A 24,794-nucleotide genomic window follows, 5' to 3' on the forward strand; every position below is an offset into this window, starting at 1 on the left:
TTAGGCGGCTACTGCTTTCGACCGACGCAGAACACCCGCCGAAACGGGAACAGTGTCCCGGCCGACGTCGGCGGGTACGCCTCCCGCAGCATGGCGGCGTACTCGCTTTCGAACTCGTGCGATTCGGCATCGCCGAGCACGTCGAGTACCGGGCGCAGCGCTGTTCCACGAACCCACTCCAAGACGGGGTCGGCCCCGGGAAGCACGTGGACGTACGTCGTCTCCCAGGCGTCCACGTCGAATCCGGCGGCCTGTAGTCGTAGTGCGTACTCGGCCGGGCCGTCGACACCCTCTGCTCCGCGCAAGAGCGAACCCACCCGAGTGTTCCAGCGCGGCGACGACGCCAACGTCCGCATCAACGCATGCGACGGTGCGCTGAAATTGCCCGGAACCTGCCAGGCGATCCAGCTGCCCGGCGTCATGGCCGCGGCCCACTGGTCGATCAGCTCGCGATGGCGCGGAACCCACTGCAGAGCCGCGTTACTGACGATCACGTCGAATCCGGTGGATTGGAAGCTGTCGATATCTCCGAGTTCGACGCTGACATTGGCGGGGAGCCCGGACGGAGCCTCGGCGACCATCTGGGGTGAGGAGTCGAAGCCGGTGACACTCGATCCCGGCCATCTCTCGCCGAGCAGTGCGGTGAGTGCGCCCGAGCCACAGCCGAGGTCTGCGACACGGTCCGGCTCTGCGGCACCGACTCGTGTGATCAGATCCACGAACGGTCTGGCTCGCTCGTCGGCGTATCGGCCGTACACATCGGGGTTCCAGGTGACGGTTGCCATTCCTCCATCCTCGCTCGCCTCCCCCACCCGCGCCAGGAGAAGGGCAGGTGCTTTCGGCGGGATCTGGATCGGGGAATACGCGGGGCTCGACTTTGTTGACGTCGAGTGAGATAGTTGAAATATCAACTACTGAGCACGAGGAGAACACCATGCCTGCAGTGACAGTCGACAACATCTTGACGCTGCCCCGCCTCGACGAGCCGTCACCCACATCCGTCGACCGACCGGTTACCGGCATCACCACCGCGCCGGTCGGCTACGAGGGCGAAGGCTTCCCGGTCCACCGGGCGTTCGCGGGCATAGACATGACCGCCCTCGATCCGTTCATCCACATGGATCAGATGGGTGAGGTCAACTACGCCCCCGGCGAGCCCAAGGGCACCCCGTGGCACCCCCACCGCGGATTCGAAACCGTCACCTACATGATCGACGGCATCATGGAACATCAGGATTCCAACGGCGGCGGCGGCGTCATCGGCGGCGGCGACACCCAGTGGATGACCGCAGGTGGCGGAATCCTCCACATCGAAACCCCACCGGAGCACCTCGTTGTCAGCGGTGGCCTGTTCCACGGCGTCCAACTCTGGGTGAACCTCCCGCGCGCGGACAAGATGGCCGCACCGCGTTACCAGGACATCACCGGCAGCAAGGTCGCTCTACTGTCTTCCCCTGACGGCGGCGCACTCGTTCGCGTCATCGCCGGAGAAATCGCAGGTCATGCCGGACCCGGCTCGACCTACACCCCCATCGCGCTCTCCCATGCGACAGTCGCCCCCGGTGCCCGCGTGACCTTGCCGTGGAACCCCGAATTCAATGCCATCGTCTACGTCCTCGCGGGCAAGGGCAGCGTCGGAGCCGAGCGTCGACCGATCCACGCGGGACAGACTGCCGTGTTCGGCCGAGGCGACACCGTCACCGTCGCAGCCGACGAGCAGCAGGATTCGCGTACCGAGTCGCTCGAGGTCTTCGTTCTCGGCGGCAAGCCGATCCGTGAACCCGTCGCCATGGCCGGACCGTTCGTCATGAACACCAAGGCCGAAGTCATGCAGGCATTCGAGGACTACCAGGCCGGTCGTCTGGGCTCTGTGCCGGCCGCGCACGAAACGCTGAGCTGACATGTCCTCGGCAATGGTCCAGCGTGCGGACGAACGTGTCCATCTGAACTACGGCTGGCTCACGGCGCGTCACAGTTTCCCCTTCGCCGGAAACTTCGATCACGCCGCGTATGCACACGGACTACTCCTGGTGAACAACGACGACATCATCGAAGCGGACTCCGGGTTCGACACTCATCCGCACCGCGACACCGAGATCGTGACGTGGGTACTCAGCGGGTCACTGGTTCACCAGGACTCCGCTGGGCACTCCGGCGTCATCCATCGTGGCCTCGCCCAACGGATGAGTGCCGGTTCCGGAATCCTGCACTCCGAGCGCAACGACCGTTGGCGGGCCGACGGCTCTCGCGTCACCGATCCCGTGCACCTGGTCCAGATGTGGATACCGCCGGACGCCTCCGGGGTGACACCGAGCTATCAGGAACTCGACATCAACTCCGAACTCGATGCAGGAGGGCTGATCACCCTGGCCTCGGGTATGCCTGCCCATCGGGGCGAGAGCGCGATCAGCCTGCACAACAAACACGCGGCACTACATGTCGCGCGTCTCGGGCCGGGCAGTTCGATCACGCTCCCGGATGCGCCGTACGTGCACGGGTTCATCGCTCGCGGCACCGTCGACGTGGAAGGGATCGGATTACTCGGTCCGGGAGATTCCTTGCGGCTCGCAGGAACCGGTGGCCACCATGTCGCGGGCATCGACAACGCCGAGATCCTGGTGTGGGAGATGCACGCTTCGGTCAACTGACCGCGCTACCGAGTACTCGTGCCGCCGGATCAGGGGTTCGCGGACTGCCACGCAAGTTGGCCGTAGGGTGGGTAACGGCCGTTACAGCAGTACCGCCGAACAGCAGGAGGAGCCATGGCATCCGGTCGAGCACAAGCCCCGCGAGCGGTACCGCACGTCGACGTGCACCGCGCCGGCGATCGCTTGAAATCCCGGGTGTCCTGGCTGGATTCGAAGCACTCGTTCTCCTTCGGACAGCACTACGATCCGGACAACACTCATCACGGCTTGCTGTTGGTCAACAACGACGACACCGTGCTGGCCGGGACCGGTTTCGACACCCATCCGCACAAAGACATGGAAATCGTCACCTGGGTGTTGGGAGGATCACTCGTGCACCAGGATTCGATCGGGCACTCGGGCATCATCTATCCCGGCCTCGCTCAACGGATGAGTGCGGGATCGGGCATCATGCACAGCGAGAAGAACGACTCCTGGCGGCTGCACGGGCACCGGCATACCGACCCGGTGCATTTCATCCAGATGTGGGTGGTGCCCGATCAGAGTGGGCTGACGCCTGGATACGAGCAACTCGAGATCGACGACGCACTCCTGCGTGGAGGATTGCTTCCCGTCGCAACGGGAATGGCACGATACAAGGATCATTCGGCCATCCGTATCAACAACAAGAACGCCGCACTCCACGTCGCACGCATCCAACCAGGAACGTCGGTGCACATCCCGGACGCGCCGTTCTCACACGTCTTCGTCGCGCGAGGCGCTGTCGACATGGAAGGTGTCGGCATACTGCACGAAGGCGACGCAGTCCGGCTCACCGACTCCGGCGGGCAGCACCTGACCTCCGCCGAAGGAGCCGAAGTCCTGGTCTGGGAGATGCATTCGCGACTGGGCGGCTGAGTACCCGCTCGCACCGGCCACCGTCGGCCCCGGCGATACTGGACCGATGAGTATCGACACCACCGCCACCCATGCCCATCCACTCAACACCCTGATGGACGTGCGGGTCGTCTCGGTAGCCCCCGGCAATCTGACCTTCTCGCAAGAGGTCGGCACCCGATTCCACGATCATCGCGGCCGCACCGTGTTCGGCTCCCTCGGTGTCATGCTCGACGGCGCTGTCGGCGGCGCCGTCTACACCGGCCTCCAGACCGGTCGGCAATCGGTCATCGCCCAGGTCACACTTGCCGCTGCCGCCGACATGAGATCGGACGGATCGGTCGCTGCCACCGGCACCCTCGTCCATCTCGACGACGGCGTCGGGTTGGCATCGGGAGAACTACGCGGCGAGGACGGCGCTCTTCTCGGCGTCATCGCCGGACGAGCAATGGTGGTTTCCCGCCCACCGACCGTGGACCACGACACCTACGTCAACGGTGAGGCGCTCAGCGTGCCGGAATCCGAACCCGTCAGCGACCTCGACGGGCTGAGCGGATCCGACATCGTGGACGGCATTCTGGGCGGGACGGTCCGACGCGGACCGTTGGCAGGGCTGCTCGATTTCACCATCACGTCGGCCTCCGACGGATCCGTGGTCGGAGAACTGGCTCCGGTGCAGTGGATGGCCAATCCATTCGGTGCCGTGCAAGGCGGCGTACTGATCTCGATCGTCGACGTCGCCACCGGGTTTCTGGCGCAAACTCTCACCTCGGACCGGCAGGACTATCGCATTCTCGATCACAAGATCGACTTCCTACGCTCACCGAACATCGACGGACCGCGGCTTCGCGCCGAGGCACACCTCCTGCGTGCGGGTCGTCGGCTCGCGCTCGTCGAATCTCGACTCGTCGACGCGTCCGGCCAGGTCTATGTTCGCTCGACCTCCAGCGTGCAGATGATCACCCGGCACAGCGCCCACCTCCGAGCGGAATCCGATCACGCCTGAACAACTCCTCGTCGGGCTCTCTCGTCCGGTGGCCGACATCGCCACCGGACGTTCTCTCGAGGTTTCGGTGGTAGGAATCGTGACGAAGTGCGAGGTCAGTTGCGGAGGGTGAGAGAACCTTAGGGTTTACTTACCTCATCGTCCTCGAAGAGGTCCTTACCGCTAGGAGCTTCATGCGCCTCAACATTTCGCGTCTCTCACCGCCGCGCCGCCGAATCGGCACTGCAGTGATCGCCACACTCGCCACCGCACTGGTACTCACCGGCTGCTCGTCCTCCGATTCCGATTCCGGGTCCGGCTCGAACACCTCGGCGTCCGACGGATCGTTCCCCGTCACGATCGAGAGCGCCCTCGGCTCCGTCACGATCGAGAAGCAGCCCACCCGCGTCGCCACCTGGGGCTGGTCGACGCAGGACGCAGTTCTGGCATTGGGAGTGGTACCGGTCGCCATGCCGAAGAATGTGTACGGCGGCAATGCCGACGGCGTTCTGCCCTGGAACGTCGACGCGATCAGCAAGCTCGGCGGTGACACACCCCAACTTCTGAGCGGCGGCGACAACGGAACCATTCCGTTCGAAGAATTGGCAAAGGCCGATCCGGACATCATCCTGGCCCCGTATTCCGGGCTGAAGCAGGAGGAGTACGACACCCTGAGCAAGATCGCTCCGGTTGTCGCCTACCCGGACAAGCCGTGGTCGCTGCCCTGGCAGGATCAGCTGTCCATCGTCGGTCGCGCCCTCGGCAAGACTGCCGAAGCCGACACGCTCCGCAAGGACGTCGACAAGCAGATCGCCGACCTCGCTGCCGCAAATCCGGTGCTCGAGGGCAAGAACTTCATCTACGTCTCCGCACGCGAGGCGGACAAGCTGAACATCTTCCGCACCAGCGATCCTCGCGTCGACCTGCTCACGCAGCTCGGTCTGGTTCCTAGCCCCGACGTCACCGAACTCGATGCCGATCCCAACGCAGGCACCTACTTCTTCCAGCTCAGCTACGAGAACCTCGGTAAGATCAACTCCGATCTCATCGTGGGCTACTTCGAGAACCAAAGCGCTGTAGACGCTTTCGTCGCCAACCCCAGCGTCGCCGCGATGCCCGCAATCCAGCAGGGACGTTTCGCGCCGGTCGTCGGCGAATCGTTCGTGATGGCCAGCAGCGCACCCACCGTTCTTTCCATTCCGTGGATGCTCGACCAGTACGTTCCGCAGTTGGCTGCCGCTGCGGAAAAAGTCGGCTGACACTCTCACCGATTTCCTGACCGTGATGCTCCCGCCCGACTCGGGTGGGAGCATCACCGGTTCCAGCTCACCACAGATTCCGCCGTCACAACCAGTCGATCACGGGCGAGCAGCATCGACCACCACATCGACGTGGTGTCGGACCTGCTCGCCCCAGCGTCGCAATCGGTGATGAGCAGGGCAGAGTTTCAGGGACCGTATCGGTTCGGCGTCCACTCCGGTCGCAGCGACATCCGCGAACATCGGCCAGGCACCACACACTGCGGGTAGCGATACGGGTGTAGTACGACGGCACTTGCGCCGCAGACGGCTGCATCGAGCAGTTCACCACGATCTTTCCCAGCTGGTATCGGTCCGCATCACCCACATTCACGTCGAAGTTCACATCGACAAGAAAACCGTTCTCGCCTCGCAGACGTTCTTCGACGAAGACCTGCTCGACCAGGTGCATTCCGTCGATCCCACGCAGCTCCTACCTCGCAGTCGTGAAGCTCGAGATCAACGCTCGACGCGGCGGCACACCCCTGGTCAGCCGACTCCCGAGCAAACCCGGCCCCGGAATTCGAGAACCCCACGATCGGTGTGCACACCTGGCACTTCGCCCTGATCGTGTAAGGATGGAGAAATGACCACGGCTCATCGCTCAGGCATCGACCTCACCCACCTCGACGGCGCCACCCGCGCACAAGACGATCTCTTCGTCCACGTCAACGGAAAATGGCTCGCCGAACACGAGATCCCAGCCGACCGCGCGGTGGACGGTGCATTCCGCACTCTCTACGACCGCGCCGAAGAGGACGTCCGGACCATCATCACCGAGGCCTCGGATTCCGCTGCGGCCCCTGGCACCGATGCACAGCGCATCGGCGACCTCTACTCGAGCTTCATGGACGCCGAGGCAGTCGAAGCCGCCGGACTCAACCCGATCGACGACGAACTCGACGGCATCGCCGACGCCCCGGACCGGTCCGCTCTGGCCACCGTGATCGGTCGTCATCAGCGTGTCGGTGTCGGCGGCGCCATCGCCCATTACGTCGACACCGATTCCAAGAACTCCGAGCGCTACCTGATCCACTTCAGCCAGTCCGGCATCGGACTACCCGACGAGTCGTACTACCGCGAGGACGACTACGCCGAGATCCGTCAGAAGTACGTCACACACATCGGGAACATGTTCGATCTGGCCGGAGTCGGCTACGACGCCCAGCGGGTGTTCGAACTGGAGAAGAAGATCGCCGCCGGCCACTGGGACGTCGTCAAGCGGCGAGATGCCGACCTGAGCTACAACCTCCTCGGCTTCGAAGAACTCACCGAGCAGAACCCGGGTCTGGACTGGGCCGCATGGTTGTCCGGCTTGGAAGCCGATTCGGACAAGTTCGCCGAGATCGTGGTCCGTCAACCCGACTTCCTGCATACCTTCACGGCACTGTGGGCGTCGGAATCCCTCGACGACTGGAAGGCTTGGGCGGCGTGGAAGGTCCTCCACGCACGCGCACCGTACCTGCACTCCGCTCTGGTGCAGGAAAACTTCGCGTTCTACGGCACCGCACTGTCCGGCACCGAAGAGAACCGCGAGCGGTGGAAGCGGGGGGTCGGGCTCGTCCAGGATCTACTCGGCGAAGCAGTCGGGAAGCTGTACGTGGAGCGTCATTTCCCCGCCGACGCCAAGGCCCGTATGCAAGAACTGGTCGCGAATCTTCAGGAAGCATACCGCCGCAACATCTCCGATCTCGAGTGGATGAGTCCCGCCACTCGCGAGGCAGCGTTGAAGAAGCTCGAGAAGTTCACCCCCAAGATCGGCTACCCCGACACATGGCGTGACTACTCCGGTCTGGAGATCTCCGCCACTGACGTCGTCGGGAACTACCGTCGTGGTTACGCCGCGGAGTACGATCGCGACCTGGCCAAGCTCGGCGGACCTGTCGACCGCGACGAATGGTTCATGACGCCGCAGACCGTCAACGCCTACTACAACCCGGGCATGAACGAAATCGTTTTCCCCGCAGCGATTCTCCAACCCCCCTTCTTCGATGCAGCTGCTGACGACGCAGCGAACTACGGCGGTATCGGCGCCGTGATCGGACACGAGATCGGGCACGGCTTCGACGATCAGGGCGCCAAGTACGACGGCGACGGAAATATGGTCGACTGGTGGACCGACGACGACCGCACCGAGTTCGGCAAGCGCACCAAGGCACTGATCGAGCAGTACAACGAGTTCGAGCCCAAGGACCTGCCGGGGCACACCGTCAACGGCGAATTCACGATCGGCGAGAACATCGGCGATCTGGGTGGCTTGTCGATCGCGATCGCGGCGTACAAGATCGCCACCGAGGGAACCGAACCGCCCGTGTTGGAGGGGCTTACCGGCCTGCAGCGCGTCTTTTTCGGTTGGGCTCAGGTGTGGCGCACCAAGGCTCGTGATGCCGAGGCGATCCGTCGTCTCGCCGTCGACCCGCATTCGCCGCCGGAATTCCGGTGCAACGGCGTGGTCCGCAATCTCGACAGCTTCCACGAGGAGTTCGACGTCAAGCCCGGTGACGCGCTGTATCTGGAGCCGAGCAAGCGCGTCCGGATCTGGTAGAAGCGGTAAAGCCCCTGTGTGCCTTGCTCGTAGTGCGGACTACCAGTAAGGCACACAGGGGCCTAAGGCTCTACAGTCGCGCGCCCGTCTCCGCCGAGAAGAAGAACACTTCCTCCGGGTTGGGCAGGAGCCGCAACTGCTCTCGGGCGGTCACCGATGTCTTCCGATCGACGCGGATCACGATGTGCCCCGTAGCACTCTCCCATGTCGCTTCCGGCGCGCCTTGTGCGTGAATGAACGATTCGGCACCCAACTCTTCGATCTGATCGACCGTGACGGAGAAGGCCCCTTTGCGCCACTCGCCCACCAGGTTCCATGCCTCCGGGCGCACACCGACGACGACCGTGCTGCGCTTCGGCGCCCCCGTCGGCAGCGGAATGCGCAGGTCACCGATCACCGCGACGGTACCTTCGACCGGCGCGGTGATCAGGTTCATACCCGGCGATCCGATGAACGAGGCTACAAACGTGTTGACCGGATTGTCGTACAGCTCACGCGGTCTCGCCACCTGCTGCAACCGACCGCCCAGCAGAACCGCAACGCGATCCCCCATCGTCATGGCCTCCACCTGATCGTGGGTGACGTACACCGTCGTGGTACCGAGACGGCGTTGCAATGCCGCGATCTGCGAGCGAGTGCTCACGCGCAACTTGGCGTCGAGGTTGCTCAGCGGCTCGTCCATGCAGAACACTTTGGGGTGCCGAACGATAGCTCGCCCCATGGCAACTCGTTGCCGTTGGCCTCCGGAGAGCTTCGCGGGTTTACGCCCCAGAAGCGGCTCCAGTTCGAGCATCTGAGCTGCTTCCAGGACGCGTTGCCGGCGCTCGACCTTGCCGACGCCGGCGTTCTGCAACGCAAAGCCCATGTTCTGCTCGACGGTCATGTTGGGGTAGAGCGCGTAACTCTGGAACACCATGGCGACGTCACGGGCGCGGGGCGCCATGTGGGTGACGTCCGTGCCGCCGATCTCGATCCGCCCGTCGGAGGTGGATTCGAGACCGGCGAGCATTCGCAGGCTGGTGGACTTCCCGCAACCGGACGGCCCTACCAGTACCAGGAATTCACCGTCGGCGATGTCGAGATCGAGTCGGTCGACTGCCGGTCGGTCGGTTCCGTCGTAGCGATGGGTGACGCCTGCGAACTGCACGTTGGCCATGAGTGGTCTCTCCTACTACTTCGGCAGCTTGGGGGTGATCTGCCGGTCGATGATCTGCTGCAACTGCGAGGTGACGCCGGCGAAGGTCGATGTCACCTCGGCATTCTGGAGCGCGACCTGTTCGAGCCCGGTACCGATGATCTGGTCACCGCCGGGGACGAATACGCGGGCGTAGTCCTGCGAGCGGGTACGTGCCAGCTGATCGACGGCGGTACGCGAATTGGGGTTCTTGTCCAAGAATGCCTTCATCTCGGGCTGCTCGGACGCGGACTTGCGCACCGGCATGTAGCCGACGTTCTGCGAGAAGTAGGCGGTGTTCTCACCGTTGGTGACGAAGTCGATGAACGTGAGTGCATTCTTCTTGCGCTCGTCGGAGATCTTGGCCGGGATGGCAAGTCCGGCACCACCGGTGGGGCAGCCGGGGATTCCGTCGACCGCAGGCAGGAAGGCGGTGCCGAAGTCGAAGGTGGCCGTCTTGGTGATTCCGGAGAGGTCACCGGTGGAGGCGATGGTGGAGGCGAGGATGCCGGTACCGAATTCGTTGGCGATGTCGGTGGACACAGCGGCGTACTTCTTGTCGTAGATCATCTGCTGCAGGAAGCGGCCGGCCTCGACCGTCTTGTCGTCGGTGAACTTCAGGTCCCACTGGTCCGAGTACGATCCACCGAACGTCCAGATGGGTCCCTCGAAGGTCCAGCCGAGGTAGTCCTTCGCGTTGCCCCAGCCGTGGGCGAGCTTGCCATTGCCGACGACCTTCTGCAGTTCTGGGCCCCACTGGTCGAATTCCTGCCATGTCGACGGTCCGCGATCGGGCAGTCCGGCCTTGGACCAGACGTCCTTGTTGTAATAGAACAGTGGGGTCGAGCGGGCGTAAGGCAGTGCGTAGTGCTTGCCCTGGAACAGGTAGTCGGACAGCAGTGAATCGACGTAATCCGCCGAGTCGACGCCTACTTCGCCGAACATGCCGTCGAGGGGTTCGATGGCACCCGTGAGCGCGTAGTTGAACCACCAGACGTCGGAGAGCACGACGACGTCGGGTACTTCACCGCCGGAGAGCGCGGCGTTGAACTTCTGGGCGACCTCTTCGTAGTTCTTGCCACCGTCGACCAGGTTCACCTTCAGATCCGGGTACTTGGCCTCGAATCGTTTGATCAGTTCCTTCTCGACGTCCGTGGACTTACCCGGGTGGTTCGACCAGAAGGTGATCGTGTTGGTCTCGCCGCCCGATGCAGCGGAGGTCCCGGACGAGCCCGCGCTCGATCCACCCGAGCCTGCACACGCGCTCAGCGCAGCGCCGGCGGCGAGTGCGCCACCGAGGCTGAGGAACCCACGTCTGTTCATGCTTGTCATTACCGCTCCTTGAAAAAATTACGGAAGAGAGTGTGATGGGAGTAAGTCAGCCCTTGACCGCACCGGAAGTGAGGCCCTTGATCATGTGCCGTTGCAGCACAAGGAAAATCACGAGAACAGGCAACATGGTCAGCACAGTTCCGGCCATGACCGGACCCCAGTTGGTAAGGCCGTCGTTGTTCTGCAACTGTGTCAGCCCGATCGGCAGTGGCGCCACCGACGAGTCGTCGGACATCAGGAACGGCCAAAGATATTCGTTCCACTCGTTGACGACGGTGATGATGCCGAACGCCACCATCGTCGGCCCAGAGATCGGCAGTACGACACGTCGCAGCAACCGCCAGTGACCTGCACCGTCCATACGCGCCGCTTCGATGATCTCGCCGGGAATGGACAGGAAGTGATTGCGCATCAGGAAGGTGCCGAAGGCCACGCCGGCCAGAGGAACGATGATGCCCTGAAAGGTGTTCCGCCAACCCCACTCCGCAACCAGTGCGTAATTGGAGATGACGGTGATCTGATTCGGCACCATCAGAGCGGCGATGATGCCGAGGAATACGAAGTTCTTGCCGGGGAACCGGAGGAACACCAGACCGTACGCACTCAGTGTTCCGAGTACGAATTTCACGGCGGCCAGAACGGTGGTGATCACTATCGAGTTACGCAGAAAAGTCCAGAAGGGGACGGTAGTGGTTGCCTCCGTGTAGTTTTCCGGATGCCACGACGACGGCCACCATGTGGCCGGCTGCGTGTAGATCTCCGGCCGATCCTTGAACGAGGTCATCACGATCCAGTAGAGCGGCAGCACGATCACGGCCAGCGCGATGATCATCGCGGCGTATCCGAGAATCGTCACGCCGATCTCACGCTTGCCGTGCGGCTTTGCATCCGCCCTGATCGCCGACGCGGTCACGACTGTTTCCTTCTCCTGCAATGCGGTCACGCGGTCTCTCCCCGGTCCATGACACGAACCTGATACACGGTGATGATCAGGAGAACCAGGAACATGACGGTGGCGACGGTGGCCCCGTAGCCGGCCCGAAAGTTACGGAAACTTTCGTTGTAGACCTGATAGACCATGGTGGTGGTACCCGTTCCGAGTGGGCCGCCGCGTGTCATCACGTTGATGATGTCGAACACTTGAAGCGAATTGAGCATCACCGTGATGGACAGGAAGAACGTCGTCGGCCGCAACTGCGGGAGAAGTACCCGGCGGAACTTCGTCCACGGCCGCGCACCGTCGATCTCGGCAGCTTCGTTCAATTCCTGCCGAACCCCTTGCAACGCAGCAAGATATATCACGAAGGTGTAGCCGAGATTCTTCCACATGTACGTCACCGTCACCATGAACAACGCCCAGTGCGGGTCCTGGTAGAAATCTGGCGACTGTATTCCCACGCGCTGAAGTAGATCCTGGATCAATCCGAAATGCGGATCGAACACGAACTGGAACGCGACACCGATCGCAGCACCGGAGATCACAAACGGTGCGAAGATCGCCGAGCGAACCAGATTGCGCCCCACCAGTTTGCGGTCGAGTAGCATTGCCAGCGCCAACCCGATCGCCATCGATCCGAGTACCGTCACAACCGTGAAGATCACTGTGTTGCTGACGATCTGCCACGTATCGCTGCGCCCGAACCACTCGCGGTAGTTACTCAGACCGATGAATGTCGCCTGAGGATCGGCGATGTTCCAGTCGAAGAACGAGAGCCTGATGTTGTCGACCAGGGGTCGGTAGGTGAAGATGACCAACAACGCGAGGTTGGGTCCCACCAGTAGCGCGAACAGCAGATAATCTCGCCAGGGCCTACCAAGTAGACCTGGCCTCCCTGTTTGGGGCAGCGTTCTTTCCGGACTCGACGGCACTGTGGAAGTCTGGACGCCTTCAACCAATGAACGGTGAACGAATGAGACATTCAGTCTGAACGGGATACGAAAAAGGTCCCGCACGAGTCATTCTCGTGCGGGACCTTCAGCTGTTGGTGTACTAACGGTTCCAGTCGCCCAGACCGTCTGCGCCGTTGAGGACTCCACCGGCTGTGTTCTGCACGATCACCGGATCACCCTTGCCCGCATTCTCGAAGAACCATTTGCCGTCGTCGGTGCTGACGTTGAGGCAGCCGTGACTGACGTTGGTGAAGCCTTGCTGGGCCACCGACCACGGGGCCGCGTGAACGAAGATGCCGCTGTAGGAAATACGCGTGGCGTACTCGACGTAAGTGCGGTATCCCTCCGGGGAGTTCACCGGAACACCGTAGGTGGACGAGTCCATGTACATGTCCCGTCGCTGCTCGCCGACGATGTAGGTGCCGTTCGGTGTCTCATGGCCCGGTTTGCCGAACGACGTCGGCATGGTGCGCACCACCTCGCCGTTGCGGGTCACGGTGATCTGCTTGGTGTTGTCGTCCGCGACGGTCACGAGAGCGTCGCCGATGGTGAACGTCGAGTGCGAGGCTCCGGCGTCGACCGTGACGGAGATGTTGGCGGGCCAGAACTGTGCAGGCTTCCAGCGCACCTGACTGTCGTTGATCCAGTAGAAGTTGCCCTCGACCGGCGGATCGGTGGTGACACGGATGGCGCGTTCGGCCGTTGCGCGGTCGCCGATCGCCTCGTTGAACCGGATGATGACGGGCTGCGCGATACCGACCGTCTCGCCGGATGCCGGATTGACCGACGGTGCGGAGAAGTTCGGAGCGCCGATGGGCGGCGTGAAGGGCTGACCGGGCACCGGGACCGCCGGATCGAAGAACGGCACACCGGGGATCAGCGGCAGTTGAACGTCGGGGCCACCGGGAAAGAGGGGCACCGCCGCTGACGGTCCGGCCAGTGCGAGTCCTGCGGCCACCGCTCCGACGAGTGCCACTGCAATCCGTGACGTCCGACGAACCTGTTTGCTGCGCATGTCACTTCTTTCGCTCGGCTACGTGTCCGGGAATGTGTCGACCTCTCGCTCGGCGCCTTACCAACGCACAAACCAGACCAAACCGAACATTTCCATAGCCATTAACACACAAATGCGGCAATCGAGCAATTCGCATGTTTGCCTGATCGTTGCCGACTTCGCGCGCACGCGCATCGGCTCGTCCGGTCGGCGACCTGTCGCCCGTCGATTCGGGGTGCCTGGTCAACCGCTCCTGTCCAGCTGACCGGGTCAGATCCGACGAACCAGCTCCTGGGCTTCCGCACCCAGCTTGGCCAGACGAAGATCACCGAGGGCAGTGACAGCGCTTCCGAGCCTGTTGGTGGTGAACGCCAGCGAGAGTCCCGTCGCCAGATCTGCGTATGCACCCGATCCACCGACGCCGTAGTGACCGATCGCGTGCTGAGGTTGCCGACGAGCGGCGATGATCGGCGGATGGTATCCGAGGGTCCAATTGGGCCGTATCGCCAGCACGTAGTCGCGGTCCCGGGTCTGGATCGTCGCCATCTGCTCGATGGTCGACTCCTTCAGGAAGACGGCGCCGTCGATCACGCCCCCGTTGGCGATCGCACCGTACATCTTGGCCAGCGCACGGGCACTGAAAACACCGTTCCAACCTGGCATGACAGCGTCGTACACCGCCGGGTTACGAACCATGACGTCGAAACCGTCCGGCATGGCCGCTTCCGCCAGACCTCGTGTCGGTCCGACGTGTGAGAGCACCGTCGACGCCAACGACCAGTTGACTCCGGCCGGATTGATGTGCGGGAACAACTTCGCGATCCGTCCACGATCAGGCTCCGGGACCCGATACCAGAACTCGTCAACTCCCAGGGGCCCTGCGATCTCCGCCTCGACCACGTCGACGAACGGGCGCCCCACAACCCGAGCGACAAGTTCGGCGACCAGCCACCCGTAGGTCACCGCGTGATATCCGGGCCCTTTCAGGCGACGTTTGTCCGGTGTGGTCGCCGCCAATGCGGCGACCACACTGTCGTAGTTCATCAGGTCCGTCGGATGCGGCACGAGTCCGCGGACTTTGTGGAGTCCAGCGCGATGCGACATGAGTTCTCGGACCGTGATCGACTCTTTGCCCGCTGCTGCGAATTCCGGCCAGTACCGGGCGACCGGTGCGTCGTAGTCGACGAGGCCGCGCTCGGCCAGCCGGTGCACTACCGTGCTGGCGACTCCCTTACCGGTGGAAAACGACAGTGAGACGGTGTCGTGGTCCCAGCGACGGTCACGATCGGCATATCCCGCCCAGATATCGAGCACCTTCTCGCCACCCAGATAGGCGACAAGGGCGCCGCCACCCTGATTCGACTGGCGATACATCGCGAAGAAACGATCGGCGAGCGGCAGGAACCTGCGATCTACATACAGCTCCGTCCGCGAGGGAACTGCAACATTCGCGAGTGAAACGCCCTGTGCGTCAGGTGCCATCACGCCCTCCGCTTCCCCTGATCATGCCCAGCCGCCTGATCCACGACCGGAACCTTTTCTCATTGTGACTACCGTCACGTCGTTGACACGATTCAGGGTGGGTTCAGGGCAGAGACCACACTCTCGCGCCATCGCTGACGCAACCTTGACCTGTGGCTACGTTGAAAACCAGACTGGGACCGCCTGCACAGATCGCACCGACCGATGCGTCGCCCACCGCAGCCCGGCCACCGGGACCGCTGATCACCAGAGCCAGCGGAGCCGAGTCCGTGCGACCGAGTGCCAGCGAATCGGGTCCCACCGCGATGCTCGCGAGGGCTCCCGCTCTCGATTCCGCAGCCGAAACACCCCCGAAAAGACTGATTCCGGCGGCGAATCCACCATCGCGTGAGTCGGCCGCCGCCACCCCGTCACCGTACACGCGGGAGATCGCGTTACTGGTGTCGTCGGCCACGGCCCGGCACGCGGACGCTCCGATCACCGTCGTCTGGTCCTGGCTGCGAGCCGAACAGTCGAGTGTCGCCGCTGACGCGGTCCCACCTGCCAGAACTGCGATCGATCCCACGGCTGCCACCGATGCCGTCGAGATGCCCAGCAACACTCGTACTGTTCGCTTACCGCCGCGATACATACCGTTCAACCCCACTGAGCCGTCGAAGTGCAGAAATATCCGAAGTGCAGAAAACCTAGGTGTAGAAAAACTGAAATACCCGACATTCGTCCTCGACGTTACCCGTCTTCACGATGCCGATCGCGATCTCGGCTCGGTTGCACGCGTTTCGGTTCGCCCGGCATCTTGGGATAGTTCGGCGGATACGGCAGGTCACTCAACCCGGCGACCACGTCGCGCTCGGCCATTTCCAGCAGAACGTCGAGCGAACAGGGGCTCTCGTGGATCGACGCCATCGGATCGCCGCGATCGGCCAACAGTCCGGGCACCGTCGCGATAGTGCAATCGTCCGGATGGACGTCGCGCAACTCTGCCCACGTCACCGGCGTGGACACGGTGGCAATCGGCGTCTTCCGGGCGGAGTACGCAGCCGCGATGGTTCGGTCGCGAGCGTTCTGGTTGTAGTCGATGAAGATGCGCTCGCCTCGTTCTTCCTTCCACCAGGCCGTGGTGGCGCGATCACCGCTGCGCCGCTCGACTTCACGGGCCAACGCAATCCCCGCCCGGCGAACCTCGATGAAATCCCAGTTCGGAAGGATCGGTACGTACACGTGCAGACCGCGCCCACCGGACGTCTTGGGAAAGCCGGTCAGACCCAGCTCGTCGAGCAGGGGCCGCAGAACGTCGTCGGCGATGGCAACCGCCTCGGCAAATCCCGTTCCCGGCTGGGGGTCGAGATCGATACGCAGCTCGTCCGGATGATCGACGTCCGGGCAGCGCACCGCCCACGGGTGGAAGGTGACGGTCCCCAGGTTGGCCGCCCATACGATATTCGCGGCAGTGCGGACTCGAAGCACCTCGGCCGTGCGCCCTGACGGAAAGGTCACGGTGCACGATTCGACATGATCGGGTCGCTTGGCAGGTAGTCGTTTCTGGTAAACCTCGTCGCCTTCGACGCCGTCCGGAAAGCGCTGAAGATGCGTCGGGCGATCCGAGAGAGCCCGCAGCGCGGCGCCGTTCTCGGCAACTGTGCGGTAGTACTCGACGAGGTGACGTTTGGTCCCGCCGTCGACGCCCAGTTGCGGGTAATAGATCTTGTCGGGACTCGAGAGTCGGACGGCGATTCCGTCCACCGTCAGTTCTTCTGCCGCTGCAGCCATCATCTACCGCCTGCCAGTACATCCGTGAATTCGTATCGCACCGGAACCTCCAGTTGCTCGAACGTGCATTCGTCGGGCACACGGTCCGGACGCCAGCGCAGGAATCGGGCGCCGTGCCGGAATCGTTCCCCTTCCATCTGGTCGTACGCCACTTCCAGTACCCGCTCGGGTCGGAGCGGAATCCAGGATCGTTCGGCAGCCGACCGCCAACGGCTCGCTTCACCTTCGGCAACGACGTCGTCGCCCAGGCGCAGCGGCTCGAGTTCGGCGAGCAATTCGATCCGCCTGGCAGCGGTGAACGCCGAGGCGCCGCCAACAGATATGAGTTCGGAACCGTCGAACAGGCCGAGTAGCAACGATCCGATACCCGGCACGCTCTTGTGCGGACGGTAACCGAGCAGTACGACATCTGCTGTCCTGGCGTGCTTGACCTTGACCATCTCGCGCTTGCCTGGCAGGTACGGTCCCAGGAGTTTCTTCGCGACGACGCCGTCGAGGCCTGCGCCTTCGAACATGTCGAACCAGCGCCGCGCCTCGGCACTGTCGGTGCTCGCGGCCGTGACGTGGCAGCGCGCCCCACCGCCGGTGTCCGCGAGCGGCGCCCCACCGCCGACGGTGTCCGCGAGCAGCGCCCGCCGCACCGCGAAGTCCTCGGTCGACACATCACGTGAGCTCAGGGCAAGGATGTCGAACGCGACGAATTGCGCCGGAGTCTGCTCGGCAAGCAACGTCACTCGACTGGTTGCGGGGTGAATGCGTTCGGACAGTGCTTCCCAACTCGAACGCGTGACGCCGTCCTGGGATCGAGTAACGACCAATTCGCCATCCAAAACGCATTTTTCGGGCAATTCATCGCGAAAGGCATCCACCATCTCCGGGAAGTACCGTGCCAAATCCTTCCCCCCGCGTGAACCGATCACAACCTCCTCGCCATCCCGAAACACTATCGCCCGGAACCCGTCCCACTTCGGCTCGTACGACCAGACCGGTTGTTGCCCTTCGGTTTGCGTCGGCACGGACGCCGCCGCCTTAGCCAGCATCGGCGCAACAGGCGGCATCACAGGAAGGTCCACCACCCCATACTGTCAGTCGGCTTGGCAATTCGACTACCTATGCAGTGGAATAGGTCCCGAACAGTTCGATCCAGCACACAGGGAGCACATATGCCCGGAACCCTCCGGCGCCTTCTCGTCGCCGCGACCGCCGCCTCGGCGGTCGCATTCTTCGTCGCAGGCTGTAGCAGCAGCAGCGACGGCACTCCGATGGCCGCAGCAGACTCCGAGACTGCCGTCACCTCGTCGAGCGCACCGACCACCACGCGGATCGTGGGCCAGGAAGGCGACGACGACGGTGGCCGAGTGAGCATCGACGTGGCGATCGGTGACTGCGTGAAACTCGGCGGAACGATGACCAATGCCGAGATAGACAAGGCGGACTGCGGTAGCGCCGATTCCAACTACAAGGTTGTGGCGAAGGTGCCGTCCAACTCACAATGCGCCTCCGACGTCGACTCGTATTACTACGAGACCTTCGGCGGCAACGAGCGAGGGGCAGTCTGCCTCGACGTCGACTGGGTGATCGGCGGATGCGTCGACCTCGGATTCGGCAGTACCGAACCCGCGCACGTCGACTGCGGAGCCTCGGATACCAGTAACGGCGTCAAAGTACTCGACATTCTGCAGAACACGTCGTCCATCGACGACTGCGGCGGCGAATCGGACTCGGGCTTCTCGTACCCCGAACGCAATTTCGCCGTCTGCGCCCAGACGCTCTGACCGTGGTCCGTGCGCCGACCTACAACCTCGCCGGTCGGCGCACGGCGAACGTCAGAGCCAACCCCGCCGCTTGAACACGGTGTAGAGCGTGCCGCAGGTGAGCACCATCATCGACAAGGCAAACGGATAACCCAGATGCCAATGCAATTCCGGCATCTCGTCGAAGTTCATTCCGTACACGGTTCCGATCAGCGTCGGCGCGAACAAGATTGCCGCCCACGCCGACACCTTCTTGATTTCCTCGTTCTGCGTGTAACTCGCGCGCGTCAGATTACGCATTTCCTCGTTCTGATTCTGCGACACCAGCGTCGCGTTCACGGTGAGGATGTTGCCGAGCAGCTGACGGAAACCGTCGGCCTGCTCGACGACCGTGGTTGCATGGTCGGTCACGTCTCGCAGATAACGCTGTAGTTCTTCGTCCGTATGGTACTTGTCGAATCCGGCTGACAGTCCGCGCAACATTCCGAGCAAGGGACGTGACGCACGTTGGAACTCGATGACCTCGCGGGTGAGCTCGTAGATGCGACGCGACACCCCGGGATCACCGCTGAATACTTCAGTCTCGATCTCGTCGATGTCGTTCTGCAGGCCCGCCACCACCGGTGCGTATCCGTCGACCACCGCGTCCAAGATCGCGTACAACACAGCTTCGGTACCGAGTTTGAGTAGCTCGGGATCATTTTCCATGCGGTGGCGGACGGCAGAGAGATCCGGCGACTCGCTGTGGCGAACAGTCAGGATGAAACTGGGGCCACAGAATACGTGCAGCTCACCGAACTCCACCCGCTCGGTCTCGTCCCGATAACGAGCCGCTCGCAGCACGACGAACAACGTCTCGCCGTAACGCTCGAGCTTCGGCCGCTGGTGCGCGACGATCGCATCCTCGACCGCCAGCTCGTGGAGATCGAAATGCTTTGCTGCATCGTACAATTGAGCATCATCGGGGCGGTACAGGCCGATCCACGCCATGGACTGCTCGTCCGGGACACAGGAGAGCGCCTCGGCCAGCGTCGACGGCGACGCGATCCTCGCACCGTCGCGGTACACCCCACTGTCGACGACGGTGGACTCGACGGCGATATCCGGCGACGGTGACGGACGCGGGCCACCGGAATGGCCGGGACGTGACTCGCCCAGCCCGGCGGAGCGGCGCGGGAGGATGGATCGAGGCTGACGAAATTCGCGCATACTGAACAGCTTTCACGGGAAGAGTGAACAACCTTGACTCGCCCGACAGCGAAGCAGAGGTCGATGAACACACGGTGAAGCTGCAGCGAAACACCCGGCTGACCGGATCGTCTGCAGCTTCAGTTGGTACTCGGAGGTTGGCCACGCATTACAGCCACACCTCCTCTTCCCTGGATTCCCACTCGAAAGTCGTGCCAGGACCGCGCACGACGCCAACACTCTACCCCGCGCCCTGCGGTAGGACAAACCTGCCGAGAGCGCGGGGCGGGCGCGGCTAGAGCGTGATGGCGTCGAGTCGCAGCTTCACGAAATCGGCCGACACCACGGGGTCGAGATCGGACACCTTTCCGACCGGCTCGGTCAAGGGAATCACCACCGCATCGTGGTTGAGTTCGTAGAAATAGATGAGCGATACCAGATCTTCCTCGGGTGCATCGGATTGGGGCGGCAGCACACGATGCCGGCCCGACGGCCACCGTCTTCCGCTCCAGTATTCGAGGAGATCGCCGATGTTGACGGTCAGCGCTTCCGGATCGTACGGCGCATCTTCCCAACCACCTTCGTCGGTGTACACCTGCAGTCCGCCCGAACCCGGTTCCCGGTCCAGCACGGTGACGGTCCCGAAGTCGGTGTGCGGTCCGATCCGGAACTGTCCGGGTTCAGGCTCACCCACGGAACTCAACGGCGGATAGTGATTGATGTTGCAGGTCCACGTCGGACGGTCGGCGAGTCCGTCGAAAGGATTCGCAGTCAGGCCGAGGGCGGCAGCGAACATCTCGAGCAGGTCGTCGGAGAGTCGCCGCATCTGCGCGGTGTAGACGGTGAGAAGTTCGCGCAGTTCGGTCACCTCCGTCGGCCAGACATTCGCGCGGAACCAGACGTCGTCGACCGCTCGATCACCGGTAGCCGTGTCAGCACCCACCGCGAAGGTCTCTTTGAGATCGGGCGGAGTTTGCGTTCCCTCCGAGTAGCCGTTGGCCTCCATGCCCGGCCCGATCCAGCCGCGTTCCCCGACCACTGCGGCGTACTTGTTCTTGACCTCGGTGGGCAGCGCGAAGAACTTCCGGGCGGCGGCGCGCACGTCGGCGGCCAGCTCCGCAGTGATCCCGTGGCCACGAACAAGAAGGAAACCGGCGCGTTGCAGTCCCTCGTCCACCTGCGCGGCCACATCCTGCGCTCCCGGGCCACCGGCACGCCAGAGGGAAATATCGATGGTGGAAACAGCTTTCATTCGGGTACTCCGATGTCTTCGTTCCAGAGAGCTGGACACGTATCGATGAATTCGGTCATCAGGTCTATGCAGCGTCGGTCGCTCAGCACGGTGACGTTCACACCGTGCTCTCGCAGCCACTCGTGCCCACCGGTGAATGTGACACTCTCCCCGATGATCACGGTGCCGATGCCGAACTGCCGCACCAGTCCGCTGCAGTACCAGCAGGGCGACAACGTGGTGACCATGATCGTTGTCCGGTAGTCCTGTTGACGGCCCGCGGCGCGAAAAGCGTCGGTCTCGCCGTGCACCGACGGATCGTCGTGCTGCACTCTGCGATTGCGCCCACTGCCGAGAAGGGTTCCGTCGGAGCCGAAAAGTGCGGCGCCGATGGGAATACCGCCTTCGCTACGACCCAGTTCCGCCTCGGCGATCGCGCACTGCAACATCTGTTGGGGATCGAGAGCCGCCCGGGCACTCGTCGTTGTCGTCGACATACCTCTACTTTCTGCGGTTACCTACCGGACCACAACGGACACATTGTGGTAACGAGCCGCTCCTAATGTGGACATACTGTCGCCCCGAGAGAGGAAGCCCTGCCCGTGACCCTGACTGTGCGCGAGCTGCTCGACCGCCAATTCCGCAGTGCAGATCCGCAGGTGTTGGCCGGCGGGCGGTCATTGGGGCGGGCGGTCCGGTGGGTACATTCGAGCGAAATCTACGAGATCAGCCCGCTGCTCTCCGGCGATGAACTGCTCCTGACCACGGGATTGGGGCTCTCCGGCGTCGACCCAGGAACCCGCAGGCACTATCTGCGCGAGGTCGGCAAACGCAATGTTGCAGGCGTCGCCGTAGAACTTGGCCGAACCTTCGACACGATTCCTCAGGACATGATCGAGGAAGCCACCGCCATGAACATGCCCTTGATCGCCCTGCGAACGGTCGTGCCCTTCATCGAACTGTGCCAGAACGCGAATACCGAGATCATTTCGCGTGAAGTTGCCGTGCTACGACTGCGCGACGAACTGGCCCGGTCCCTCGAACTAGAGTTGATGGCAGGCAACGGTGTGGCCAAGCTGCTCGAACGCATCAGTGCAGTGACCGGGTGCCCGCTCATCGTGACGAGCGGCAGCGGCGCGCTCGTCGCAGCGCACGGCGTCGACGACGATCGGTCGGCATGGCGGGCGGCCGACGCTGGAACCGCCACTGCCGCTGTACGTTCCAGGGACGGCGTGTGGGGCACGTTGACGGCTGGTCCCGGCTCACCGCTCGATACCGGTGCACTTCACGCTCTACTCGAGCAGTCCGCCTTGTCACTGGGTCTGGCGTTGACCTATTCGGGGAGTCTGACCGGCCGACCCCAACGCGCTGCCGCTGCTCTGGTCTCGGACCTACTGGACGGCGGCGACGTCCGCCACATCGATCTCCGGGTCCGGTCCGGCGCCGCAGGCTTTCACCCGGCACCGGGGAATCTCGTGGTGGCGGTCGCCGTCGATTCTCCGGGCTCGCGAATTGCCAGTCGACTGCTCGAATCCGCAGCTCGGCATCTGGGTCAGCCCAGCTTGTGCGCCGAAGTCCACTCGCGCACTTACGGTCTCGTCGCGGTGCCGGCCGGTACCGTCGACGCCGTCGGCGCCGTCAGCGATGCATTCGGGAAATCGTTGGCCGCCAACATCACCGACGGGGTGACGGTGGTGATCGGCGATCCGTGCCTGTTCTCGCCACCCGAGGTGAGTACCGCACTGCACGGGGCACGCTCGGGGCTTCGCCTTGCCACGTCGGCGCGTCGGACGTGGCTCGCAGGCCGAGTCGTGACCACCACGCGCGAGCTGACACCGGAACTGTCCGTCGACCAACTGCCCGCGCGGGCCCGAGATCGGATGCTGGACATCATTGCGCCGCTGATCAACTGGGATTCAACTCATTCCAGTGACCTGACTCGAACCCTCGAAGTGCACTTGCGGCACGGATGCAGCGCGACCAGTTCCGCGTCCGCACTTCACCTGGGGCGTCAGTCGCTCTATCAACGACTCGATCGCATCCGCTCGTTACTCGGATACGATCCGTCGACGCCGTCGATGTACGCGAGCCTGTTACTTGCGCTGTGCGCTTACCGTCTTGCCGCCGCTGATCCGCGAGCCGTTGATCGCCAGGTACAGTCCGGCCGCCATGACAAAGCCGACGAAGAACGTGATGTCCCCCAACTCCGGCACTGAGCGAACGAGGTACCCGACGAACTTCTCCTGATTGGAGAACAGTAGAACCGAGCCGACGAGCGCGATGAGGAAGGCCGAAAAGCCGCCCCAGTTCGAATATTTCGGATCGTAGAGCAGCTCGTCGACACGCTGCCCTCGGCGCAGGTACTGGTCGGCGAACATGATCCCGAGCCACGGCCCGATCCAGTAGGCGACGACGAGCAGGAAGGCCTCGTAGCTGGCGGCCGCATCAGCGAGAGCCCACCACGCCACCAGGAATCCGATCACACCGAACGCCATACTGACCACAGCGCGCTGCGTTTTCAGCGGCAAGGTCAATCCGATGGTCACAAAAGCCATGGAACCCGAGTAGACGTTGAGAGCGTTTGCGGCGACGGCACCGAGAGCGATTGCCAGGAGCGTCAAGTCGGCGAGCAGCGAAGGAAGGTTGGACGTGAACGCATCAGCCGGGTTCGTCGACGATACGCCACCGATCGTCACCGATGCCGCACCGACCACCGACAGCACCACGCAGGAGACGAACAGACCGGCCGAGGCGTACAGCCCGGTGCGAACGGTGGAGACCGATGCAGGTAGATAGCGGGTGTAATCGGCGGCGTACGGGGTCCAACCGGCGGCGTAACCGAACGCGGTACCCACGGTGAGCAGGAAGCCGCCGATTCCGCCGACACCCCCCTCGATCGCCGGTGCGCCCGGGTTCGACTTGGTCAGAATGACGATCGCGGTAATCGCGAAGATCACGGCGAGTACCGGAAATGCGTAGCGCTCGAATGCCTGGACGAGATTGTGACCGAAGAAGGCGAACACGGTCTGGATGACGACGATCACCAACAGCGACGGTACCGGCGGTAGCCCGGTCAACGTGTTGAGGGCGAATGCTCCGCTCACGCTGTTGGTCGCGAACCATCCGACTCCGCACATGATCGACATGAACGCCGACGGCAGGGCGTTGCCCCGATATCCGAATCCCAGCCGGCCCAACACCATCTGCGGAACCCCGTGCAGCGGCCCGCGAGCGGAGAGAACGAAGTGAGCGGCAGCTCCGAGTCCGGCACCGATCACCAAACCGAGCGCCGCCTGCCAGAACGTCATACCGAACACCGACACGGCGAGAACGCCGATGAAGATGGTGGCGAACTCGAGATTCGGCGACATCCACGTCCAGAACAGTTGTCGTGGAGTGCCGTGCCGATCTTCGTGCGGAATGAACTCGTTTCCGCCAGGCTCGACGGCGAGTACCCGATCTCCGTACTCGCGATCCGCCACGGCTCGTTCGGATGCACCTTCGGTAATTGCCATACCAGAACTCTGCGGTGCGGCGCCTCTGGCGACAACCGACAGAATGTCCGTCGCGGACCTTGTTCCGACGGACATTTCGAGTCGAGTCCGACCTTCTACTCCGCCGCCCGCC

General features: G+C 63.2%; 21 protein-coding genes and 1 pseudogene. 8 read left to right on the forward strand and 14 right to left on the reverse strand.

The genetic code is table 11. From position 1 onward, the window contains the following. Window positions 1-8: 8 nt before the first annotated feature. Window positions 9-785, reverse strand: coding sequence for a trans-aconitate 2-methyltransferase (locus ABH922_RS19590; protein WP_424808495.1), 777 nt, complete (start codon window positions 783-785; stop codon window positions 9-11). A gap of 149 nt (window positions 786-934) precedes the next feature. Here ABH922_RS19590 and ABH922_RS19595 point away from each other — a divergent pair, with 149 nt between their 5' ends. The 6 genes from ABH922_RS19595 (at window position 935) to ABH922_RS19620 (ending at window position 8,352) form a co-directional block, all read left to right on the forward strand. Beyond that, a complete protein-coding gene (locus ABH922_RS19595; protein ID WP_424808496.1) occupies window positions 935-1,900 on the forward strand; it encodes a pirin family protein in 966 nt (321 codons plus the stop codon). 1 nt (window position 1,901) lies between these two features. Further along, entirely contained in the window at window positions 1,902-2,648 is a 747-nt protein-coding gene (locus ABH922_RS19600; protein WP_424808497.1) for a pirin family protein, read from the forward strand. Window positions 2,649-2,762: 114 nt separating this feature from the next. Next, on the forward strand, window positions 2,763-3,545 hold the full coding sequence (locus tag ABH922_RS19605; RefSeq protein ID WP_424808498.1) for a pirin family protein: 783 nt from the start codon (window positions 2,763-2,765) through the stop codon (window positions 3,543-3,545). A gap of 46 nt (window positions 3,546-3,591) precedes the next feature. Then, on the forward strand, window positions 3,592-4,530 hold the full coding sequence (locus tag ABH922_RS19610; RefSeq protein WP_424808499.1) for a PaaI family thioesterase: 939 nt from the start codon (window positions 3,592-3,594) through the stop codon (window positions 4,528-4,530). Between the two features lie 173 nt (window positions 4,531-4,703). Then, the gene (locus tag ABH922_RS19615; protein ID WP_424808500.1) at window positions 4,704-5,768 is read left to right on the forward strand and encodes an iron-siderophore ABC transporter substrate-binding protein; all 1,065 of its coding nucleotides are present in this window, start codon (window positions 4,704-4,706) and stop codon (window positions 5,766-5,768) included. Between the two features lie 625 nt (window positions 5,769-6,393). Continuing rightward, a complete protein-coding gene (locus tag ABH922_RS19620) occupies window positions 6,394-8,352 on the forward strand; it encodes a M13 family metallopeptidase (protein ID WP_424808501.1) in 1,959 nt (652 codons plus the stop codon). Between the two features lie 70 nt (window positions 8,353-8,422). Here the strand turns inward: ABH922_RS19620 and ABH922_RS19625 are convergent, their stop codons facing one another. The 9 genes from ABH922_RS19625 to ABH922_RS19665 form a co-directional block, all read right to left on the reverse strand. After that, window positions 8,423-9,508, reverse strand: coding sequence for an ABC transporter ATP-binding protein (locus ABH922_RS19625; RefSeq protein WP_424808502.1), 1,086 nt, complete (start codon window positions 9,506-9,508; stop codon window positions 8,423-8,425). Window positions 9,509-9,523: 15 nt separating this feature from the next. Next, window positions 9,524-10,858, reverse strand: a complete 1,335-nt coding sequence (locus ABH922_RS19630) for an ABC transporter substrate-binding protein (RefSeq protein WP_424808503.1) — start codon at window positions 10,856-10,858, stop codon at window positions 9,524-9,526. A gap of 46 nt (window positions 10,859-10,904) precedes the next feature. Further along, on the reverse strand, window positions 10,905-11,801 hold the full coding sequence (locus tag ABH922_RS19635; protein WP_424808504.1) for a carbohydrate ABC transporter permease: 897 nt from the start codon (window positions 11,799-11,801) through the stop codon (window positions 10,905-10,907). Next, window positions 11,798-12,727 carry a carbohydrate ABC transporter permease gene (locus ABH922_RS19640; RefSeq protein WP_424808505.1) on the reverse strand — a complete coding sequence of 310 codons (930 nt, stop codon included), beginning with the start codon at window positions 12,725-12,727 and terminating at the stop codon, window positions 11,798-11,800. Before ABH922_RS19640 ends, ABH922_RS19635 begins: the two co-directional genes overlap by 4 nt. A gap of 121 nt (window positions 12,728-12,848) precedes the next feature. Next, on the reverse strand, window positions 12,849-13,763 hold the full coding sequence (locus tag ABH922_RS19645; RefSeq protein WP_424808506.1) for a L,D-transpeptidase: 915 nt from the start codon (window positions 13,761-13,763) through the stop codon (window positions 12,849-12,851). Between the two features lie 249 nt (window positions 13,764-14,012). Continuing rightward, complete coding sequence (locus tag ABH922_RS19650; protein ID WP_424808507.1) at window positions 14,013-15,224, reverse strand: serine hydrolase domain-containing protein; 1,212 nt, start codon at window positions 15,222-15,224, stop codon at window positions 14,013-14,015. 103 nt (window positions 15,225-15,327) lie between these two features. Continuing rightward, window positions 15,328-15,855 (reverse strand): DUF6764 family protein, encoded by a 528-nt coding sequence (locus tag ABH922_RS19655; protein ID WP_424809732.1) that lies wholly within the window; start codon window positions 15,853-15,855, stop codon window positions 15,328-15,330. 98 nt (window positions 15,856-15,953) lie between these two features. Further along, window positions 15,954-16,994 (reverse strand): non-homologous end-joining DNA ligase, encoded by a 1,041-nt coding sequence (gene ligD, locus ABH922_RS19660; RefSeq protein WP_424808508.1) that lies wholly within the window; start codon window positions 16,992-16,994, stop codon window positions 15,954-15,956. Beyond that, on the reverse strand, window positions 16,994-18,067 hold the full coding sequence (locus ABH922_RS19665) for an ATP-dependent DNA ligase (RefSeq protein ID WP_424808509.1): 1,074 nt from the start codon (window positions 18,065-18,067) through the stop codon (window positions 16,994-16,996). The genes ligD and ABH922_RS19665 overlap by 1 nt, the downstream gene beginning before the upstream one ends. A 90-nt stretch (window positions 18,068-18,157) precedes the next feature. On the opposite strand from ABH922_RS19665, the gene lppU reads away from it, so the two are divergent. Beyond that, complete coding sequence (gene lppU / locus ABH922_RS19670) at window positions 18,158-18,769, forward strand: LppU family putative lipoprotein (protein ID WP_424808510.1); 612 nt, start codon at window positions 18,158-18,160, stop codon at window positions 18,767-18,769. Window positions 18,770-18,820: 51 nt separating this feature from the next. Here lppU and ABH922_RS19675 read toward each other — a convergent pair whose 3' ends face one another. The 3 genes from ABH922_RS19675 to ABH922_RS19685 all read right to left on the reverse strand — a co-directional run bounded on the left by ABH922_RS19675 (window position 18,821) and on the right by ABH922_RS19685 (window position 21,664). Beyond that, on the reverse strand, window positions 18,821-19,957 hold the full coding sequence (locus ABH922_RS19675) for a magnesium and cobalt transport protein CorA (protein WP_424808511.1): 1,137 nt from the start codon (window positions 19,955-19,957) through the stop codon (window positions 18,821-18,823). Between the two features lie 274 nt (window positions 19,958-20,231). Then, complete coding sequence (locus ABH922_RS19680; protein WP_424808512.1) at window positions 20,232-21,188, reverse strand: isopenicillin N synthase family dioxygenase; 957 nt, start codon at window positions 21,186-21,188, stop codon at window positions 20,232-20,234. Then, window positions 21,185-21,664 carry a nucleoside deaminase gene (locus ABH922_RS19685; protein WP_424808513.1) on the reverse strand — a complete coding sequence of 160 codons (480 nt, stop codon included), beginning with the start codon at window positions 21,662-21,664 and terminating at the stop codon, window positions 21,185-21,187. Before ABH922_RS19685 ends, ABH922_RS19680 begins: the two co-directional genes overlap by 4 nt. A gap of 117 nt (window positions 21,665-21,781) precedes the next feature. On the opposite strand from ABH922_RS19685, the pseudogene ABH922_RS19690 reads away from it, so the two are divergent. Beyond that, window positions 21,782-23,212 (forward strand): annotated as a pseudogene (locus tag ABH922_RS19690) (PucR family transcriptional regulator); the annotation flags it as partial. Window positions 23,213-23,260: 48 nt separating this feature from the next. Here the strand turns inward: ABH922_RS19690 and ABH922_RS19695 are convergent. Continuing rightward, window positions 23,261-24,682 carry a purine-cytosine permease family protein gene (locus ABH922_RS19695; RefSeq protein WP_424808514.1) on the reverse strand — a complete coding sequence of 474 codons (1,422 nt, stop codon included), beginning with the start codon at window positions 24,680-24,682 and terminating at the stop codon, window positions 23,261-23,263. Window positions 24,683-24,794: the final 112 nt, after the last annotated feature.

It is taken from the genome of Rhodococcus sp. 27YEA15, assembly GCF_049739425.1.
In the GTDB taxonomy this organism is placed as follows: Bacteria; Actinomycetota; Actinomycetes; order Mycobacteriales; family Mycobacteriaceae; genus Rhodococcus_F.

Coding starts and splice junctions, on each gene's coding strand:
- ABH922_RS19590 (WP_424808495.1), bottom strand. CDS start 785: ATGGCAACCGTCACCTGGAACCCCGATGTGTACGGCCGATACGCCGAC.
- ABH922_RS19595 (WP_424808496.1), top strand. CDS start 935: ATGCCTGCAGTGACAGTCGACAACATCTTGACGCTGCCCCGCCTCGAC.
- ABH922_RS19600 (WP_424808497.1), top strand. CDS start 1,902: ATGTCCTCGGCAATGGTCCAGCGTGCGGACGAACGTGTCCATCTGAAC.
- ABH922_RS19605 (WP_424808498.1), top strand. CDS start 2,763: ATGGCATCCGGTCGAGCACAAGCCCCGCGAGCGGTACCGCACGTCGAC.
- ABH922_RS19610 (WP_424808499.1), top strand. CDS start 3,592: ATGAGTATCGACACCACCGCCACCCATGCCCATCCACTCAACACCCTG.
- ABH922_RS19615 (WP_424808500.1), top strand. CDS start 4,704: ATGCGCCTCAACATTTCGCGTCTCTCACCGCCGCGCCGCCGAATCGGC.
- ABH922_RS19620 (WP_424808501.1), top strand. CDS start 6,394: ATGACCACGGCTCATCGCTCAGGCATCGACCTCACCCACCTCGACGGC.
- ABH922_RS19625 (WP_424808502.1), bottom strand. CDS start 9,508: ATGGCCAACGTGCAGTTCGCAGGCGTCACCCATCGCTACGACGGAACC.
- ABH922_RS19630 (WP_424808503.1), bottom strand. CDS start 10,858: ATGACAAGCATGAACAGACGTGGGTTCCTCAGCCTCGGTGGCGCACTC.
- ABH922_RS19645 (WP_424808506.1), bottom strand. CDS start 13,763: ATGCGCAGCAAACAGGTTCGTCGGACGTCACGGATTGCAGTGGCACTC.
- ABH922_RS19650 (WP_424808507.1), bottom strand. CDS start 15,224: ATGGCACCTGACGCACAGGGCGTTTCACTCGCGAATGTTGCAGTTCCC.
- ABH922_RS19655 (WP_424809732.1), bottom strand. CDS start 15,855: ATGTATCGCGGCGGTAAGCGAACAGTACGAGTGTTGCTGGGCATCTCG.
- ligD (WP_424808508.1), bottom strand. CDS start 16,994: ATGGCTGCAGCGGCAGAAGAACTGACGGTGGACGGAATCGCCGTCCGA.
- lppU (WP_424808510.1), top strand. CDS start 18,158: ATGCCCGGAACCCTCCGGCGCCTTCTCGTCGCCGCGACCGCCGCCTCG.
- ABH922_RS19675 (WP_424808511.1), bottom strand. CDS start 19,957: ATGCGCGAATTTCGTCAGCCTCGATCCATCCTCCCGCGCCGCTCCGCC.
- ABH922_RS19680 (WP_424808512.1), bottom strand. CDS start 21,188: ATGAAAGCTGTTTCCACCATCGATATTTCCCTCTGGCGTGCCGGTGGC.
- ABH922_RS19685 (WP_424808513.1), bottom strand. CDS start 21,664: ATGTCGACGACAACGACGAGTGCCCGGGCGGCTCTCGATCCCCAACAG.
- ABH922_RS19695 (WP_424808514.1), bottom strand. CDS start 24,682: ATGGCAATTACCGAAGGTGCATCCGAACGAGCCGTGGCGGATCGCGAG.